Source organism: Inquilinus sp. OTU3971 (assembly GCF_038440215.1).
The window spans coordinates 13,839-31,637 of record NZ_JASATH010000088.1 but is presented as its reverse complement, the minus strand read 5'-3'; the positions used below and the strand labels follow the sequence as shown (position 1 = coordinate 31,637).

Genomic DNA, 17,799 nt, shown 5'->3' with positions numbered 1-17,799 from the left:
GCGAACCCGCAGCGTTGCCGCGGATCCGGACGCCGCCGCGGAGGCCGCGGCCGGCTTCGCAGGACCGGTGGCGCTGAAGGGCTTGTCACGTTCGCGGCGTTGCAGAACGCTCGCGAGGAGCGTAGCGGTTGTCATGACCCCGCCTGGCTATTCCGGCTATCGCTTTCCATCCGACGTGATCCAGCGTGCCGTCTGGATGTATCTCCGCTTCACCCTGAGCTACCGCGACGTCGAGGACCTGCTCGCCGAGCGCGGTATCGAGGTCTCATACGAGACGATCCGCCGATGGGTGAGTGCGTTCGGCCCGATGATCGCCCAGCGCCTCCGTGCGCAACGGCCAGCGCCACATCGGCGATGGCATCTCGACGAAATGTTCGTCCGGATCGGTGGCAAGCAGATGTACCTCTGGCGCGCCGTCGATGCCGAGGGTGAGGTGCTCGAGGTGTTGGTTCAGGCCAGGCGGGACACGGCTGCCGCCCGCAGGCTGATGCGCAAGCTCCTCAAGAAGCAGGGCATCGCCCCGAACCAGTGGGTCACCGATAGGTGTCCGGCCTACGGCGCGGCGCTTCGTGATCTGCGGCTCGACGGCATACCCCACCTACGGGCCAAGCGGCTGAACAACCGGGCCGAGAGCTCGCATGTCCCGGTTCGCCGACGCGAGCGCAAGCTGCAACGGTTCAAATCGGCCGCCTCGGCGCAGCGGTTCCTGTCGATGCACGCCGCGACCTACAACACCTTCAACCTCTGCCGTCACCTCACCACCGCCCGCACGCACCGCCGCTTTCGCGCCGAGGCGTTTGCGGCATGGCGGGATGCGGCTGGCGTGGCGGCCTGAGCCTGACGGATGCCGATCTGGTCGCGGCCAAGCTCGACAACGTGACAAGCCCGTCAGCGATGCCTTCGCCGCGACGGAGCGCGTGCCGGAAGCCGTGCGGGTCTGCCTCGGCGGTGCCGCCAACCGCGCCGAGATGGAGCACGCGCTGGCCTTCATGGCCCATGCCCTAGCCCATTCCCCTGCGATCGCCGGCGGGATCATCTGATCCATCCGGAGCCGGTCTGGGCTCCCTAGGCTGGGCCGTCGAAGAGGAAGATGGGCAGCAAGGCGGAGCGTGACCGTCATGGCTCGAGGGGCATGATGTTGCGTCCGAACGAAAGCTCTCCGCGTGGTGGGCTGCGTGTCCCCGCAACCAACTTTGTTATAACTCCATCCACATCGACATCTGATCCGAAGCCCCGCCCCAAAAGGCGGGGTTTTCTGCGTTCGGCGGAGCGGCTAGAGGGAAATCTAAGCCTGCTCCGCGTGCTGAGGCCAGCACGCGAGTAGCGCACCTCGCACGCCCCCACACCTTCACGGTCGTAGGGTTGGGCCAGTTGGCTGACGCCTTGACCGTGAGCGCTGCCCCGGCTCGCCGCTCAAGGTCCACTGCATGAGAAGCGCCATGACCGCAGATGGTGCGATCCCGCCGGGCAGCGTTGTCCCATGGCAGGCCGGCCACTCAGGAGTCAAAATATCGCCGGGATCAATCCGGCATCGAGGCCCGAAGCGCCCGGTAGATCGTGTTGCGTGACACGCCGAGCCGCCGCGCCGTCTCGCTGATGTTTCCGCTGAGGTCAGAATGGACTGCGCGGATCCGCTGCTGCACGGTCTCGCGGAGACAGGAGGGGGCCTGGTGTCGAGACAATCCGGCGGGAGGCTCCGGAAGGGAGTCGACGTCGTCGAGATCAATCGGCCGGTCGGCCTCGTCGAGCGAAAGACGGCTCAGAACGTTGCGTAGCTCGCGCACATTGCCCGGCCATGGGCGTTCGGCGAGCCGGTCCAGAGCGGTCGGTGTGATCGAGCGGTCCGGCGCGATCTCGGACAGAAGGTGACGCACGATGGCGCCAAAATCCCGCCGTTCGGCGAGCGGCGGCAAGGTCACCTCGACCGCGCTCAGGCGATAGAAGAGGTCCGCCCGGAAGGTTCCGGCCGTCACCGCGCGCTCCAGATCGGCATTCGTCGCCGCAACCACCTGCACGTCGACCGTGCGGCGCTTGCCGCCGCCCACCGGCCGCACGGTCCAGTCGTCCAGCAGCCGGAGCAGCACCGCCTGCAGCGGCAACGGCATGTCGCCGATCTCGTCGAGGAACAGGGTCCCGCCATCGGCCTCGACGACCAGGCCGGGTGCGCCGCCGCGGCGCGCGCCGGTGAAGGCCCCGTCCGTGTGGCCGAACAGCTCGGCCTCGGCGAGGCTGTCGGGAAGGGCGGCGCAGTTGAGCGGCACGAACTCGCCGGTCCGCCTGCCGGCGAGATGCGCGTGCCGGGCCAGCTGCTCCTTGCCCGTGCCGGTCTCGCCGCGGATCAGGATCGGCAGCTTGCGGGCGGCCGCAGCCTCGACCCGGCGCACCACCTCCGCCACCCGGCGGTCGTCGGCGATGAAGCCGGTCGGCAGCACCCGGGATGCCCTCGGCGGTGAGGGCATCCTCCGGGGCTGGGGGAGCGTCTCGATCGTCGCGACGAAGGCGCTGCCGACGAGGTCGTCGAGGCGCTGGCGCTCACGGGTCCGGGCCCCGTCCAGGAAGCTGCCGAGGCGGGTGTGGAACAGGTCTGCGAAGTGGCTGCCGGGAAGGGCCGCCAGGCCTTGCAGCAGGAATCGCGCCTGGGGGTTGGCGCCGAGAACGGCGCCGTCGGGGTCGAGCGCCAGCAGGCCCGCATTCAGGGTGTGCAGATATTCGCCGCGGCTGTGGAAGGCGATCACCATGCTGGCGTGATGGCATTCCCGGAACAGCCCGTTCTCGATCTGGGTCGCCGCCATGGCGACCAGGGCCCGCGTGTGCTGCTGGCGGGAGCGGCAGTCGGAGGACGCGTCCAGGACGCCGGCGAGGCTGGCATCGGGGCCGAACACCGGCACGGCGGTGCAAGTCAGGGTGCCGTACCGGTTGAAGAAATGTTCGCCGCCATGGACGGTGATCGGCTGGCCCTGCTGCGCCGTGGTGCCGAGCGCATTGGTGCCGCACCGGGTCTCGGCCCAGAGCGAGCCGGGCCGGATGGCGGTGGCGCGGGCGGTGGCGCTGAAGCTGGAATCGGAGATCGTGTCGAGCAGCAGCGCGTCCGGCGCGGCGAACGCGATCATGAAATTCGTGCCCGCGACCTGGTGATACAGGTTCTTCATCTCGGTCCGCGCCAAGCGCAGCGCCAGGTCGGACCGGTCGCGAGCCTCGCGCAGCGTGGCGTCGTCGACCATGGCCAGGGGCGGGGGGCGCTCGGGGTCCAGCCCGGCGGCCAGGCAGCGGGTCCAGCTGTCGCGGATCGGCGGCGCCAGCAGGTCGGCATCCGCGATGCCCCGGCGCTCGAGCATGATGCGGGCTTGGCTCAGACGCTCATCGGCCGTGGCCGGCAGCATGGGCGGTCCTCCCGGCTGGCCGTTGCGGGCGCAGCCTCGGCTTTTGTCCGGTGGGCCGGACATCCATTGTCATCAGGCTTACGCCGACCGCCGGCGGTTTCCAACCTCGGAAATCGCGGCCGCGCCAAGTGTTCCAAAATGGAACACTGCTGTTCCGTTCCATTGTGAAACAACGCCACAGTCCTGTCGTTGCCTGGTCTGAGGAAATCCAGGAACTCCGCCGGTTTGCGATCTTGGCACGGTGTTTGCACTCATGGTCGGCAACCAGTTTGGACGCCGGACCATGGGAGGCGACGGATGAAGGCCGCGGTGCTGCATCAGTACGACGAGTCCCTGACTCGAGACGAATTCGTGCGCTACGAGGATGTCGCCGACCCGAGGATCGAACGGCCGACCGACATCATCGTGCGCATCGGCGGCGCCGGCGTCTGCCGCACCGACCTGCACGTCGTCGAAGGCATCTGGCGCAGCAAGGTCGACGTCAGGCTGCCCTACATCATGGGGCATGAGAATGCCGGCTGGGTCGCCGCGGTGGGCCGCGGCGTCGAGAGCGTCAAGGTCGGCGACCCGGTGATCTGCCACCCGCTGGTGACCAGCGGCCACTGCCTGGCTTGTCGGCGCGGCGACGACATGCACGCCACCGACAGCCGCTTCCCCGGCATCAACAGCGATGGCGGCTACGCCGAGCTGCTGCTGACCGGCGAGCGGTCGCTGATCAAGCTGCCGAAGACCCTGGCACCCAAGGACGTGGCTCCCTACACCGATGCCGGGCTGACCGCGTATCGCGCCGCCAAGAAGGCCTCGCGCCACCTGCTGCCGGGCGAGTTCGCGGTGGTGATCGGCGCCGGCGGCCTGGGCCATATCGGCATCCAGGTGCTGCGGGCGCTGTGCGCAGCCGAGATCATCATCGTCGACCGCTCCGACACCGCGCTGAAGCTGGCCCAGGAATGCGGCGCGCATCACCTGGTCAAGGCCGACGGCAACGAGGTCGAGGCCGTGATGGCGCTGACCGGCGGTAACGGCGCCGAGGCGGTGATCGACTTTGTGGGCGAGGGCGACGCCGTGGCCAAGGGCTTGGCGATGACCCGGAACGCCGGCACCTACTACATCGTCGGCTATGGCGGGAAGATCGACCTGCCGACGATCGACATGATCACCACCGAGAAGAGCATCGTCGGCAACCTGGTCGGGACCTATCCCGAGCTGGTCGAGCTGATGGCGTTGGCCGATCGCGGCCTCGTCAACCTCGCCACTCGGGAGTACCGGCTGAGCGAGGCCAACCAGGCGCTCAAGGACCTGCATCACGGCCAGGTCAAGGGCCGTGCCGTCCTGATCCCGTAGCGGCATCCCGTCCACCGCCAGGCCAGGGAGGCCAGGATGACCGTCGACCGGGATCACCCGTCCAAGAGCGAGTTCTTCGAGCGTGTCGGCGCCCTGGCCGACGCCATGGTCGCGGCCTATGGGCCGGATTTCGCGATGGGGGCGCTGATCATCACCGCGCGCTTCATCGCCGAAGGCAAGCCGGTCGGCCGGATGCCCGACGCCGATCCTGATGCCGGCGGAGAAAAGGCGTGACCGCCGGGCGTCCGCCGGCTCGATCCAAAGTCCTGGATCGTTGTGGAACAGCCGGCGGCTCCCAATGTCCCAGAATAGAACATGACGCAGCGCAGCATTCGGCCATCAATCATACGGCAAATCTGCAGAAACGGCCGAATCCCTCAACTCGGAAAATCTGGCACGCAACTTGCGAAGTCTTGAAGAGGACCAGTCGCGGCTCCGGGGCACCCCGCGTGCAAGAACAGATTGGCAGGAGGAACGCAGCCATGACGCCATCCCCGCAGGCGAGCCCCGCCCGCCGCGTCCAGGAGATCCCCGGCCGCGTGCGCCATGGCTACCGCATCCCCCATGCGACGACGGCCCGCATGAACCGCCGGGACCCATCAGCACCGCAGAGCAGACCTTCAACCACCCATCCCAGAGGAGACTTCCATGCCTGACGGTTTGACGCTGAATAAGATCACCGCGCAACGCGGGATCGGTGTCGCGGACGCGGCGCGTCGCATCGCCGATCTCGGCTGGACGCCGAGCTACGTCCAGGAGGCGATGACCTTCCCGACCGACTACAAGATCGCGAAGGTGCCGCGGGACCCGATGAAGCAGGTGCTGCGCTCCTACTTCCCGATGCAGGAGGAGAAGGACAACCGCGTCTACGGCGCGCTGGACGCGGCGCTGCGCGGCGACATGTTCCGCAATGTCGAGCCCCGCTGGGTCGAGTGGATGAAGCTGTTCCTGGCCATCATCCCATTCCCGGAAATCTCGGCCGCGCGGTCGATGGCGATGCTCGGCCGGCTGGCGCCGGGCGAGGAGCTGCGCACCGGCTTCACCATGCAGATGGTGGACGAGTTCCGGCACTCGACCATCCAGATGAACCTCAAGAAATGGTACATGGAGAACTACATCGACCCGGCCGGGTTCGACATCACCGAGGCCGCGTTCGGCAAGTGCTACGCCACCACCATCGGCCGGCAATTCGCCGAGGGCTTCCTGACCGGCGACGCGGTGACGGCGGCGAATGTCTATCTCCAGGTCGTGGCCGAGACCGCCTTCACCAACACGCTGTTCGTCGCCATGCCGTCCGAGGCGGCGCGCAACGGCGACTACGCGCTGCCCACCGTCTTCCTGTCGGTCCAGTCGGATGAGAGCCGGCACATCGGCAACGGCCATTCGCTGCTGATGTCGGTGATCAACGACCCAGACAACCACCAGCTGCTGGAGCGCGATATCAAATACGCCTTCTGGCAGAACCACGCGATCGTCGACGCCGCGATCGGCACCTTCATCGAATATGGCACCACCAACCGCGACAAGAACAAGGAGTCCTACGCCGAGCTCTGGCACCGCTGGATCTACGAGGACTACTACCGCACCTACATGCTGCCGCTGGAGAAGTACGGCATCAAGATCCACCACGACGATGTCGGCGCCGCCTGGGACCGCCTCGTCAAGAAGAACTACGTGCACAAGGTGGCACAGTTCTTCTCGGTTGGCTGGCCGGTCAATTTCTGGCGGATCGAGGCGCAGACCGAGCGCGACTTCGAATGGTTCGAGAAAAAGTATCCGGGCTGGTATGCCGAGTTCGGCGACTACTGGAAATGGTATGAGCGCAAGAGCCGGCCGGGCGAGACCAACATGCTGTTCGACCAGGAGAACGGCTACGTCTACCCGCATCGCTGCTGGAGCTGCATGGTGCCGTGCCTGATCCGCGAGGACTTCGTGGTCGATGAGGTCGACGGCAAGCTCTATACCTATTGCTGCGAGCAGTGCCGCTGGACCCACAAGGTCGCCTTCGCCGCGGAATATGAGGGCCGTCCGACTCCCGCCATGGGCCGGTTCAGCGGCCGCCGCGAATGGGAGGAGTGCTATCACGGCTGGGACCTGGCTGACGCCATCAAGGATCTCGGCTTCCTTCGTCCCGGCGGCAAGACCCTGATCCAGCAGCCGCATCTCCGCTTCGACGACAAGGATATGTGGACGCTGGACCATGTCCGTGGCCACACGATCCAGAGCCCTCTGGTGCTGTTGCGCGGCATGACGCCGGAACAGCGCGAGAAGCACATCGCCGACTACCGGGCGGGCTTCAAGATCAATCCCCTGCACTGACCGGCATGGGGGCGGGGGCCGGCACCGGCCTCCGCCTCACGTCCCATCCGCCGGGCATCGACCGGCGGCCAGCCCGACGACAGAGGACGGCTTCGATGGCGGAGACAAGAGTGCACACCGTCCGGTTCGAGCCGGTCGGCATCGAGATGGACGTCGCCGAGGGCGAGACGGTGCTAGAGGCGGCGTTCCGCCAGGGCATCGCGGTGATGCATGGCTGCAAGGAAGGCCAGTGCAGCAGCTGCAAATCGCGGCTGATCGAGGGCGATGCCGAGCTGCTGAAATACTCGACCTTCGCGCTGCCGGACTATGAACGCGACACCGATCACATCCTTTTGTGCCGGACGGTGGCCTACAGCGACCTAACGGTCGAGCTGCTGAACTATGACGAGGACCTGCTCAGCCGCTCGATCGCGGTCAAGGACTACGAGGCGGTGGTGACCGGGATCACGCCGCTGACCCACGACATCCGGCTGCTGGAGGTCGAGCTCGACAAGCCGCTGCGCTTCTGGGCGGGACAGTTCGTCGACCTGACCGTGCCGGACCGGGGCATCACCCGGTCCTTCTCGATGGCCAACCCTCCGAGCCGCCAGGACCGGCTGGGCTTCATCATCAAGAAGTACCCGTCCGGGGCGTTCTCGTCGCTGCTGGACGACGGGCTCAGGCCCGGCGACCGGCTGGTCGCCAAGGGCCCCTACGGCACCTGCTTCCGGCGGGAGGAGCGGCCGGGCCCGATGGTTCTGATCGGCGGCGGCTCCGGCATGTCGCCGCTGTGGTCGATCCTCAACGACCATGCCGAAAGCGGGGAGGAGCGGCCGGTCCGCTTCTTCTACGGGGCCCGGACCCGGCGCGACCTGTTCCACCTAGCCGAATTCGCCGAGTTCGAGCGCCGGATCCCGGATTTCCGCTTCATCCCGGCGCTGTCGCATGCCGAGCCCGGGGACGAGTGGCCGGGCGAGACCGGCTTCGTCCACGAGGTCGTGGCCCGGACGCTGCGGGCCGAGGCGCTACCTGGCGAGATCGACGCCTACACCTGCGGCCCGCCGCCGATGATCGATGCCGTGCTGCCGGTGCTGCAGATGGCAGGCGTCGAGCCCGAGCGGATCTACTTCGACAAGTTCACTCCAGCCGTCCGCTGACCGCGGCCTGGACCCCGATCCGTCAACGCCAGAAGGGAGGATACCGATGACCAACCTCGAACAGGCCGCAGCATCCGTGAAGTCGGGCGCGGCCGGCGCGGCGACCTTCGCCGGTTCCGACAGCCGGAAATACAACTATTTCGAGCCCCAGGGCCGCAAGGCGACCCATTACGAGGACGTCACCGTCGACGTCCAGCCCGACCCCAAGCGGTACCTGCTGCAGGACTGGATCATCTCCTTCCCCGACGGCACGCCGACCTATTCCGAGGCCTGGACCGCGGCCAAGAGCAGCGACTGGCACAAGTACCGGGCGGTGGACCAGGAGTGGGAGCGCACGCATTACCAGCGTCAGTCCACCATCGTCGGCATGATCTCCAACGTCATCGACAACGCCCGCCGGTCGGGGGCGCCGCGGCGCATCGACCCGGCCTGGGTCAAGATCCTCAAGGACCATCTCGGGGCCTACAAGCATGCCGAATTCGGCCTGGGCACGTCGACGATGCACGCCCAGCGGTACGGCTACACCCAGATGATCAACAACGCGATCCTGACGGACGCCTCCTACAAGCTGCGCTTCGCCCAGGACCTGACGCTGTATCTCAGCGAGATCGGGTTGGACCTCGACAATTTCGACGCCAGCGCCGGCAAGACGCACTGGCTGGAGGACCCGATCTGGCAGGACACCCGCCGGGCGGTCGAGACGATCGGCGGCGCCACCGACTATCTCGAGAAGTACTTCGCGGTGAACATCGTGTTCGAGCCGCTGGTGGCCGAGCTGTTCCGCAGCGGTTTCATCATGCAGCTGGCTGCCGCCCAGAACGATTTCGGCACGCCGGCCGTCGTCTCCGCGGCGGAGGGCGACTATGAGCGCAACCTCGCCAATGCGGTCGAGCTGTTCCACATGCTGGCGAACGACCCGGCCCATGGGGACCACAACCGCCGGCTGTTCGCCGAATGGTTCGACCGGCATGGCGCGCTGGCGGTCGCCGCGGCCCAGCAGCTGCAGCCGCTGTGGTCGCAGCCGCGGGTGAAGGCGGCGCAGTTCACGGATGCGTTCGACCATGCCCGCAACCGGGCGAAGACGATCGTCACCGAGATCGGCCTCGACGCGCCGGCGCTGCTGTCGGCCTGAGCGCCCCCGACGCCCCATCAGCCGCCGACCCAGGCGTCGGCCAGAGGAGACTAGCCATGACCCACGCGACCGCGAACATCTTCAAGTCCATGCAGGACATGCAGTTCGAGACCACGATCTCGCACCAGTGCGGCGTGACCATGAACGACAGCGTCGAGGCCCGCGTCATCGCCGAGGTGATGGGCGAGAAGCCAGGCATCACCGTCACCTACATGCCGGCCATGATCCGCCTCGATGGCGAGGGGAAGATGGAGTTCAAGATGGGCGAGATCAGCGAGGCGCTGGGCCGCCCGATGACCCCGCATCTGTTCGAGATCTCCACCTCCACCCATTACGGGCGGATGGTCATGGTCGACGACGACACCGTCGTGCTGTTCGGCAACATGGAAGACGCCCTGCTCTACGAGTGAGGCGCCGGCCCGTCCGCATTTCGCCAGAGGACGGCGGCGCCGGTCGCAACGGCGCCGCCGCGAACCAGCCACAGGGAGCCAGCCATGTATCGCACCAAGGACGGCGACGAGATCTTCATCATCGACGGCCATGTCCATCTCTGGGACGGGCGGCCGGAGAACTGGAGGAATGTCCACGGCCAGCAGTTCATCGACTGCTTCTACGGCTATCACAGCTTCCTGCAGCCGAAGGACAAGCAGTGGGCGCGGGAGAAGTTCTACCATTACGGCGCCGAGACGATGCACGACGACCTGTTCGTCCGCGGCTATGACGACATGGCGATCTTCCAGCCGACCTATCTGAAGGATTTCTACGTCAACGGCTTCAACACGCTGGAGCAGAACGCCGTCCTAAAGGCGAAGTACCCCGACCGGTTCATCCTGAACGGCGCCTTCGACCCGCGCGACGGCGAGGCGGGGCTGCACCAGCTGGAGAAGGACGTCGAGACCCACGGGATCAAGGGCGTCAAGCTCTACACCGCCGAATGGAAGGGCGACAGCAAGGGCTACAAGCTCTCCGACGCCGGCGCCCAGAAATTCCTGGCGAAGGCGGAGGCGCTCGGCATCAGGAACATCCATGTCCACAAGGGGCCGACCATCCTGCCGCTGAACCGCGACGCCTTCGACGTCGCCGACATCGACGACGCGGCGACCAGCTTCCCGAACCTCAACTTCATCGTCGAGCATTGCGGCCTGCCGCGGCTGGACGATTTCTGTTGGATCGCCACGCAGGAGACCAATGTCTATGGCGGCCTGGCGGTGGCGCTGCCCTTCATCCGCAACCAGCCGGGCTACTTCGCCCATGTCATCTCGCAGCTGCTGATGTGGCTGGGCGAGGACAAGCTGCTCTATGGCAGCGACTACGGCATCTGGACGCCGGACTGGCTGGTCGAGGACTTCATGGCCTTCGAGGTGCCGGAGGACCTGACCCGCGAGACCGGGGCGAAGCTGACGCTCCAGGCCAAAAAGAAGATCCTGGGCCTCAACGCGGCCCGGCTCTACGGCATCGATGTCGAGGCGCAGAAGGCGGTGCTGGCCGATGCCCGCCGTCCGGTCGCGGCGGAGTGACCGCCATGGCCGCGAGGCCTGACACGGTCCACGCCCGGGAGGTCTGGGCCCGGCTGGACTCGGTGACGGATCCCGAGCTCGACGAGCCGGTGACCGAGCTCGGATTCGTCACCGACGTCGATGTCGCGGGGGATGGCGGCGTCCATATCCGCTTCCGGCTGCCGACCTACTGGTGCGCCGCCAACTTCGCCTTCCTGATGGCGGACGACATGCGCCGCGCCGCGCTGTCGCTGCCCTGGGTGACGGCCGCGACGGTCGAGCTCGGCGAGCACATGTATGCCGAGGCGATCAACCACGGCATGGCCCGCGGCCTGGCCTTCCGCGACGCCTTCGGCGACGAGGCGGATGACGACCTGGAGGCGCTGCGCCGGACCTTCACGCTGAAGGCCTTCCAGCGCCGGCAGGAGGCGCTGCTGCGCCACCTGCTGGAGGAGGGGTGCCGGGATCCGGCGGCCCTCCGCGCGCTGGACGCCGGCGGGCTTCGCGGCCTTCCGGCGGATGCGCCGGGCCGGCGGCTGATCGAGCGCTATTTGGCCCTGCGGGACCCGCTCTTTGGCGCGGGCGGACCCGCCTTCGTCGACACCGCCGGCGCCGCGGTCACGGCCGAGGCCTGGCCGGACCATCTCGCAGGGCTGCGGCGGGTCTGGATCAACACCGAGTTCAACGGGGCGCTGTGCCGGGGGCTGCTGGCCGCGCGCTTCGATGAAGAGGCGCCGGCGCCCGACGCCGAGCCGACCCTGGCCGATTTCATCCGCCAGGCCCGACGCGAATCCTGCCTGCCACATCCAGCCTCGGAAAGGGGAGAGAATGCCCAAGATCATGTTGCATGATGACGAGGCCCGGCAGGCCCTCGGCCGCGGCGTTGCCAAACTCGCGCGGGCGGTGCGCGGCACGCTGGGCCCGCGCGGCATGAATGCGATCATCGACCGGCCGATCGGCACCCCGATCGTCTCCCGCGACGGCGTCAGCATCGCCGCCGAGATCGAGCTGGAGGACCCGTTCGAGAACATGGGGGCGCAGGTCGTCCGCGAGGTCTCGAAACAGACCAACGAGGTCGCCGGCGACGGCACCACCACCGCCACCGTCCTGGCCGACGCGCTGGTCCAGGACGGACTGGACCGGCTGGCGGCGGGCGCGAATCCGGTCGAGCTGGTGCAGGGGCTGGAGCTGGCGGTCGGGCAGGTGGTAGAGGCGCTGCGGCACGCCGCCAGGCCGTTGGAGGGCCAGGACCAGATCCGCTCCGTCGCCGTGATCGCGGCGAATGACCCGGTGACCGGGGGGCTGGTGGCCGAGGCGCTGGAGCGGGTCGGCCCCGACGGCATCGTCACCGTCGACTACGGCAGTACGGTCGAGACGCAGCTCGACGTGCTCGAAGGCATGGCCTTCGACCGCGGCTATCTCTCCCACCACATGGTCACCGATGTCGAGAAGATGCAGGTGGTGCTGGACCAGCCGCACATCCTGCTGACCGACCAGAAGCTGCAGACGGCGGAGGAGGTGGCGGGCCTGCTGGCGCTGGTCGCCGGCAGCAACCGCCCGCTGCTGATCATCGCGGAGGAGGTCGCGCCGCCCTGCGTCGTCGCCCTGCTCGCCGCACGCGACAAGGGCGGGCCGGTCGTCGCCGCCATCCATCCGCCGGAATACGGCCATTGGCGCAAGGCGATGCTGGAGGACCTGGCCATCGTTACCGGCGGGAGGGTCATCGCCCGCGACCTCGGCGGGCGGATCGACAGCGCCGAGCTGCGCGACCTCGGCAGCGCGCGCCAAGTCAGGATCTCCGCCGGCCAGACCGTGGTCAGCGGCGGCGGCGGCCATCCGGAGATGATCGCGGCGCGCCGCCAGCAGGTCACCCGGCAGTGGGAGGCCGCACCGGAGAATGTCGAGCGCGACAAGTTCCGCGAGCGGCTGGCGAAGCTGTCTGGCGGCACGGCGGTGATCCTAGTCGGCGGCGCCACGCCGGTCGAGCAGAAGCGCCGCCTGCAGCTTGTGGAGGATGCCGTGAACGCCACCCGGGCGGCGATCGCGGAGGGCATCGTCCCCGGTGGCGGCACGGCGCTGCTGCGGGCGGCCTCGATGCTGGACGACCTCGCCTCCCGCACCGATGGCGGCGTTCGGGAAGGGGTCCGGCTGCTGCAGAGGGCGCTGGCGAAGCCGCTGTTCCACATCGCCGGCAACAGCGGCGTGAACGGAGAGGCGGTTACGGCCCAGGTGGCGCGCGCGACCAACGGCGTGGGATACGATGCCCGGAACGGTGCCTTTGTCGACCTGTTCGAGGCCGGCATCGTCGACCCGGTGCGAGTCAGCTGCAGCGCGGTCAGGAACGCGGCCTCCGTCGCCGGGCTGGTCCTGACCACCCACACGCTGATCGCGGACCGGCGGGACAGCGTCGATCCGACCGCCGGCCCGGCCCTCGGCGGCGGCGCCGAGCGGCTCGGCCGGGCGTGACAAGGGCGTGCCAGTGTCCGAAGGGCGGACGGACGCGGCCGAGGAATGGTGTATGATGATCACATGATAACGGTCGCGGGACGATCGGTTGCACTGATCGTCCGAACAAGACGGCCGGCAACCGGGAGCGACCGATGCCCAGACGCGACGAGACGCCGACCGGATTGGAGCGGACGGGCGTGACCGCGGCCTTCGTGACGGTGCCGTGCGAGGCGAACGACACGATGCTGGCCTGGGAGCGCTACCTGTCCGGCGATACCGACGCGACGGTGCCGGCGCAGAACTTCGTGGTCGCCTCCTGGCAGCGCAGCCTGCATTCCGGCGTCAATCCCGGCGGCCGGTCCGCGCCGCTGGCGGCGGGCGGCGACGCCATGGGCGAACTTCGGCGCCGCCATGGCGATCTCGTCTCGGCGGCGGCCGGCCTGTTCAGCGATGCGGTCGACCTGCTCGCGGGCTCAGGCTCGATCATGCTCCTGACCAACCCCGACGGCGTGGTGCTGCAGGCCGTCGGCGACATGACGACGCTGGAGAAGGGTGAGAACATCAACCTGATGAGCGGCGGCAACTGGGGCGAGGGCGTCATCGGCACCAACGGCATCGGCACGGCGATCGCCACCGGCCGCCCCGCCCAGATCCACGCCGCCGAGCATTTCTGCGAGGGCATCAAGGGCTGGACCTGCGCCGGGTCGCCGATCTTCGAGCCGGGCACCGGCGCGATCATGGGGGTGATCGACATCTCCGGACCGCCCACCACCTATCAGCGCAACAATCTCGGCTTGGCGGTGGCCGCGGCGCGGCAGATCGAGATGGTGCTGACCGAGCGCTCGACGCGGGAGCGGATGCAACTGCTGGAGATATGCCTCCAGCGCCTGTCCTCCGCCGATGCCGCCGGCATCATCGTCATCGACCGGCATGGCCGGCTGGTCCAGACGACCGGCCGGGTGTCGCTGCCGATCCGGGTGGGAGAGCGGGTGCCGGGTCTCGACCGCAGCCTCGCGGTGGAACGCTGGGCCGACCGGCTGCCGGAGAGCCTGCGGCCCGAATGGTTCAACCCGGTGATCGCCGATGGCCGGGCCATTGGCGCCCTGTTGGTGGTGCCGGACCGCCCGCGCTTCCGCGGCCGGGCCGCGGGGCAGGGGTCGGAGGCCGACCCGGCTCGCAGCGCCTTCGCCCACATCATCGGCGGCAGCCAGGCGATGGCCGCTGTCATCGACCGGGCGCGGCGGCTGGTCGGCAAGCGCGTGCCGGTGCTGGTCGAGGGCGAGACCGGCGTCGGCAAGGAGCTGTTCGCCCGCGCGATCCATGGCGAGGAGGGGGAGGCGTCACCCTTCATCGTTTTCAATTGCGCGGCCACGTCAAAGGAATTGCTGGCCAGCGAGCTGTTTGGCCATGTGCGCGGCGCATTCACCGGCGCGACCAGCGAGGGGCGGCCAGGTCGCTTCGAGCTGGCCGATGGCGGCACCCTCTGCCTCGACGAGGTTGGCGAGCTGCCGCTGGACCTGCAGCCGATGCTGCTGCGCGTGCTGGAGGAGGGGGTCGTCTATCGCCTGGGCGATGCGCAGCCGCGGCGGGTCGATGTCCGCCTCCTGGCCCTGACCAACCGCAACCTGCGCGACGAGGTCGAGGCGGGCCGCTTCCGCCGCGACCTCTATCATCGCATCAGCGTGACGCGGCTCCTCATCCCACCACTGCGGGAGCGTGGCGACGATCTGGAACTGCTGGTCGCCCATTTCAATCGGCGCGTTGCGGCGCGCCACCAGGTGCCGGAGCGGGATTTTCCGCCCGATGTGCTGTCGAGGCTGCAGGGCTATGCTTGGCCGGGGAATGTACGCGAGCTCCGCAATGTCGTCGAAAGCCTGCTGCTGATCTCGATCGGTGGGGCGGTGGCGCAGGAGGATCTGCCGCCGGAGCTTGGCGGCGGCGATCGCAAGCCCGGTGAGACGAGCCCTTCCCTCGATCGGCCCGAAGATCTGTATGCGGCCGAGCGCGTCCTGATTGCCGAGGTCCTTCGACGGCATCGCTACAACTTCGTCCAGGCCGCCCGCGCCTTGGGCATCTCGCGGAGCACGCTGTACCGGAAGGTGCAGAATTTTGGGCTCGATGTCGAAGGATAGGCTCGAAGCCGGCGGCGGTCAGATGGCTGCGTGTCCCCGCAACCATCTTTGTTATCACTCTCTCCTCATCGACGTCTGATCCAGAGCCCCGCCCCGAAACGGCGGGGCTTTCTGCTTTCTGCGGAGCGGCTAAAGGGAAGGCTAAGCCTGCTTCGGGCGCCGTGGCCAGGGCGCGGGTAGCGCATATCGCACGCTGTACCGCACCTGCGCCGCCGGAAGGTCGGGGCCAGGTCGGCTGACGCGGATCGTAGGAACTGCCCGCCTTGCCGCACAAGGTCACTGCATGAGAAGCGCCATGGCCATAATCGGCTCGTTGCGGACCGTTCCCCGCGATGCCTCTGGAGGCTGCTCCGTCCCCATTGCTGACGTTCGGAGGCCTTCCAGGCTTCTCCGGAGCGGACAAACCCGTCGATACAGCGAGCGAGCAGCAATGCCTTGGGGGCACGACCCAGCGACTTGATCGGCAGGCAGAGCGGCGCTTCCCTGCCGGTAAGGCTCACGAGCCCTGGTCCTGCATGAAGTCGAAGTCGGCGCCCTCGTCGGCCTGCGTCACGTGATCGTGGTAGAGCTTCGCATAGCCGCGGCGCGGCGCGGCGCAAACGGTCAGGACGGCCATGCGCCGGTCGAATTCGATGGCATCGATATCGAGGTGAATTCGGCGCGCCGGCACGTCGAGGACGATGAAGTCTCCGGTCTTGACGATCGCCAACGGTCCGCCATCGGCTGCTTCGGGCGCGATGTGAAGCACCACCGTGCCGAAGGCCGTGCCACTCATCCGCGCATCCGAAAGGCGCACCATATCCTTGAGGCCCTGCAGCGCGAGCTTGCGAGGGATCGGCATGTAGCCTGCCTCTGGCATGCCGGGAGCGCCTTTGGGGCCGGCGTTCCGCAGCACCAGGATGTCCTCGGGCGTCACGTCCAGTTCGTCGCTGTCGAGCCGGTTGGCGAGATCTTCGACGGACTCGAACACCACAGCCCGGCCGCGATGCTGCATCAGCTGCTTCGAAGCAGCCGACTGCTTGATGATGGCGCCCCGCGGCGCCAGGTTCCCCTTGAGGACCGCCAGCGTGCCGATCGGCTTCAGTGGAGCCGCCATGGTGCGGATAATGGTCTGGCCCGGCTCGTCGACGACTGCATCGATCATTTCGCCGATGGTCTTGCCATGGATGGTCGGGGCGCTGGTGTCGAGCTCGGCGCGTACCTCCTTGAGCAGCGCGGGCACGCCGCCCGCCTGGTGGAACTGCGCCATGTAGTGCTGGCCGGATGGCTGCAGGTCGACCAGCAGCGGCACGCGCTTGCCCACGTCATCCAGCAGGTCGGCATCGAGCTTCAGGCCGAGCCGGCCGCAGATCGCCGCGAGGTGGACGACCGCGTTCGTTGAACCACCCATTGCCTGCAGCGCTACCATGGCGTTCTTGAGCACCGCCGGGGTGAGCAGCTCGCGGACGGTGGGGCCTCCCTCGGCAGCGAGACGGCCGGCCAGCCGCCCGGTTTCCTCGGCGAGACGGACGCGCTCCGCTCCGGTTGCCGGCGCCGAGCCTGCCTTGGGGAGGCAGAGGCCGATGACCTCAGTGAGGTTGGCCATGGTGCTTGCCGTGCCCATCACCGTGCAAGTGCCGACCGAGCTGACCAGCCGGTTGTTGACGTCATTGATCTCGGCCTCGTCGATCTCGCCGGCGCGGTAGCGGCCCCAGAAGCGGCGGCAGTCGGTGCAGGCGCCGAGCCGCTCACCCTTGTGATGACCCGTGGCCATCGGTCCGGTCGGCAGAAACACGGCGGGGGTGTCGCCGCTCGCCGCGGCCATGATCTGGGCCGGCAGCGTCTTGTCGCAGCCGCCGATTAGCACAACGCTGTCCATCGGCTGGGCCCGGATCATCTCCTCGGTCTCCATCGCCATCAGGTTGCGCAGATACATGGAGGTGGGCGAGGCGAAGCTCTCGTGAATCGAGATAGTGGGGAACACCATCGGCAGCGCGCCGGAGAGCATGACGCCGCGTTTGGCCGCCTCGATCAGCTGCGGCACGTTGCCGTGGCAGGGGTTGTAGTCCGAATACGTATTGGCAATGCCCACAATCGGCCGATCGAGCGCGTCATCCGAATAGCCCATCGCCTTGATGAAGGCTTTGCGCAGGAACAGGGAAAAGCCCTGGTCCCCGTATGTGGTCAGCTTACGACGAAGGCCGTCCGGCACCTGATCCTCCTTACGGCGCCTGCGATCATGCGCGCCATTGGGTTGGGGCAAGTTAACCGCGCTTGGAAGATTGTCAATAAACATGCGCCGAATGTCTCGTGTCGCCGCATCGGGCGCTGGAATAATGCGCACTTCGGCGCACTTTTTTCTGATGAATCATCAATGTCTGTCCGGCTAGGCGAAGGACATCACATCGGTTGATTATTGACAAAACTCTGAAGAGG

Annotated in this window: 14 protein-coding genes; 12 read left to right on the top strand and 2 right to left on the bottom strand. The window is 67.7% G+C overall.

Annotated elements, in window-relative coordinates:
* Nucleotides 1-133: 133 nt before the first annotated feature.
* Together AAHM41_RS21585 and AAHM41_RS21580 are read left to right on the top strand one after the other, a co-directional pair.
* A complete protein-coding gene (locus tag AAHM41_RS21585) occupies nucleotides 134-835 on the top strand; it encodes an IS6 family transposase (RefSeq protein ID WP_342238643.1) in 702 nt (233 codons plus the stop codon).
* A gap of 82 nt (nucleotides 836-917) precedes the next feature.
* On the top strand, nucleotides 918-1,040 hold the full coding sequence (locus AAHM41_RS21580; protein ID WP_342238642.1) for a hypothetical protein: 123 nt from the start codon (nucleotides 918-920) through the stop codon (nucleotides 1,038-1,040).
* A gap of 480 nt (nucleotides 1,041-1,520) precedes the next feature.
* On the opposite strand, the gene AAHM41_RS21575 is transcribed toward AAHM41_RS21580, so the two are convergent.
* The gene (locus AAHM41_RS21575; RefSeq protein ID WP_342238641.1) at nucleotides 1,521-3,380 is read right to left on the bottom strand and encodes a sigma-54-dependent Fis family transcriptional regulator; all 1,860 of its coding nucleotides are present in this window, start codon (nucleotides 3,378-3,380) and stop codon (nucleotides 1,521-1,523) included.
* Between the two features lie 297 nt (nucleotides 3,381-3,677).
* On the opposite strand from AAHM41_RS21575, the gene AAHM41_RS21570 reads away from it, so the two are divergent.
* The 10 genes from AAHM41_RS21570 (at nucleotide 3,678) to AAHM41_RS21525 (ending at nucleotide 15,384) form a co-directional block, all read left to right on the top strand.
* Nucleotides 3,678-4,721, top strand: a complete 1,044-nt coding sequence (locus AAHM41_RS21570) for an NAD(P)-dependent alcohol dehydrogenase (RefSeq protein ID WP_342238640.1) — start codon at nucleotides 3,678-3,680, stop codon at nucleotides 4,719-4,721.
* A 36-nt stretch (nucleotides 4,722-4,757) separates the two neighbouring features.
* Nucleotides 4,758-4,955, top strand: coding sequence for a hypothetical protein (locus AAHM41_RS21565; RefSeq protein ID WP_342238639.1), 198 nt, complete (start codon nucleotides 4,758-4,760; stop codon nucleotides 4,953-4,955).
* A gap of 414 nt (nucleotides 4,956-5,369) precedes the next feature.
* Complete coding sequence (locus AAHM41_RS21560; RefSeq protein ID WP_342238638.1) at nucleotides 5,370-7,040, top strand: aromatic/alkene/methane monooxygenase hydroxylase/oxygenase subunit alpha; 1,671 nt, start codon at nucleotides 5,370-5,372, stop codon at nucleotides 7,038-7,040.
* Nucleotides 7,041-7,135: 95 nt separating this feature from the next.
* On the top strand, nucleotides 7,136-8,176 hold the full coding sequence (locus AAHM41_RS21555; protein ID WP_342238637.1) for an NADH:ubiquinone reductase (Na(+)-transporting) subunit F: 1,041 nt from the start codon (nucleotides 7,136-7,138) through the stop codon (nucleotides 8,174-8,176).
* A gap of 46 nt (nucleotides 8,177-8,222) precedes the next feature.
* Entirely contained in the window at nucleotides 8,223-9,308 is a 1,086-nt protein-coding gene (locus tag AAHM41_RS21550; protein ID WP_342238636.1) for a toluene hydroxylase, read from the top strand.
* A 56-nt stretch (nucleotides 9,309-9,364) separates the two neighbouring features.
* Entirely contained in the window at nucleotides 9,365-9,718 is a 354-nt protein-coding gene (locus tag AAHM41_RS21545) for an MmoB/DmpM family protein (RefSeq protein ID WP_342238635.1), read from the top strand.
* An 84-nt stretch (nucleotides 9,719-9,802) separates the two neighbouring features.
* Nucleotides 9,803-10,825: an amidohydrolase family protein gene (locus AAHM41_RS21540; RefSeq protein WP_342238634.1), complete on the top strand. Its 1,023-nt coding sequence runs from the start codon at nucleotides 9,803-9,805 to the stop codon at nucleotides 10,823-10,825.
* Nucleotides 10,826-10,830: 5 nt separating this feature from the next.
* On the top strand, nucleotides 10,831-11,655 hold the full coding sequence (locus AAHM41_RS21535; RefSeq protein ID WP_342238633.1) for a metal-sulfur cluster assembly factor: 825 nt from the start codon (nucleotides 10,831-10,833) through the stop codon (nucleotides 11,653-11,655).
* Nucleotides 11,633-13,270, top strand: a complete 1,638-nt coding sequence (gene groL, locus AAHM41_RS21530) for a chaperonin GroEL (RefSeq protein ID WP_342238632.1) — start codon at nucleotides 11,633-11,635, stop codon at nucleotides 13,268-13,270. Before AAHM41_RS21535 ends, groL begins: the two co-directional genes overlap by 23 nt.
* Before the next feature lie 134 nt (nucleotides 13,271-13,404).
* The gene (locus tag AAHM41_RS21525) at nucleotides 13,405-15,384 is read left to right on the top strand and encodes a sigma-54-dependent Fis family transcriptional regulator (protein ID WP_342238631.1); all 1,980 of its coding nucleotides are present in this window, start codon (nucleotides 13,405-13,407) and stop codon (nucleotides 15,382-15,384) included.
* A 496-nt stretch (nucleotides 15,385-15,880) separates the two neighbouring features.
* On the opposite strand, the gene AAHM41_RS21520 is transcribed toward AAHM41_RS21525, so the two are convergent.
* Nucleotides 15,881-17,575, bottom strand: a complete 1,695-nt coding sequence (locus AAHM41_RS21520) for a dihydroxy-acid dehydratase (RefSeq protein WP_342238630.1) — start codon at nucleotides 17,573-17,575, stop codon at nucleotides 15,881-15,883.
* Nucleotides 17,576-17,799: the final 224 nt, after the last annotated feature.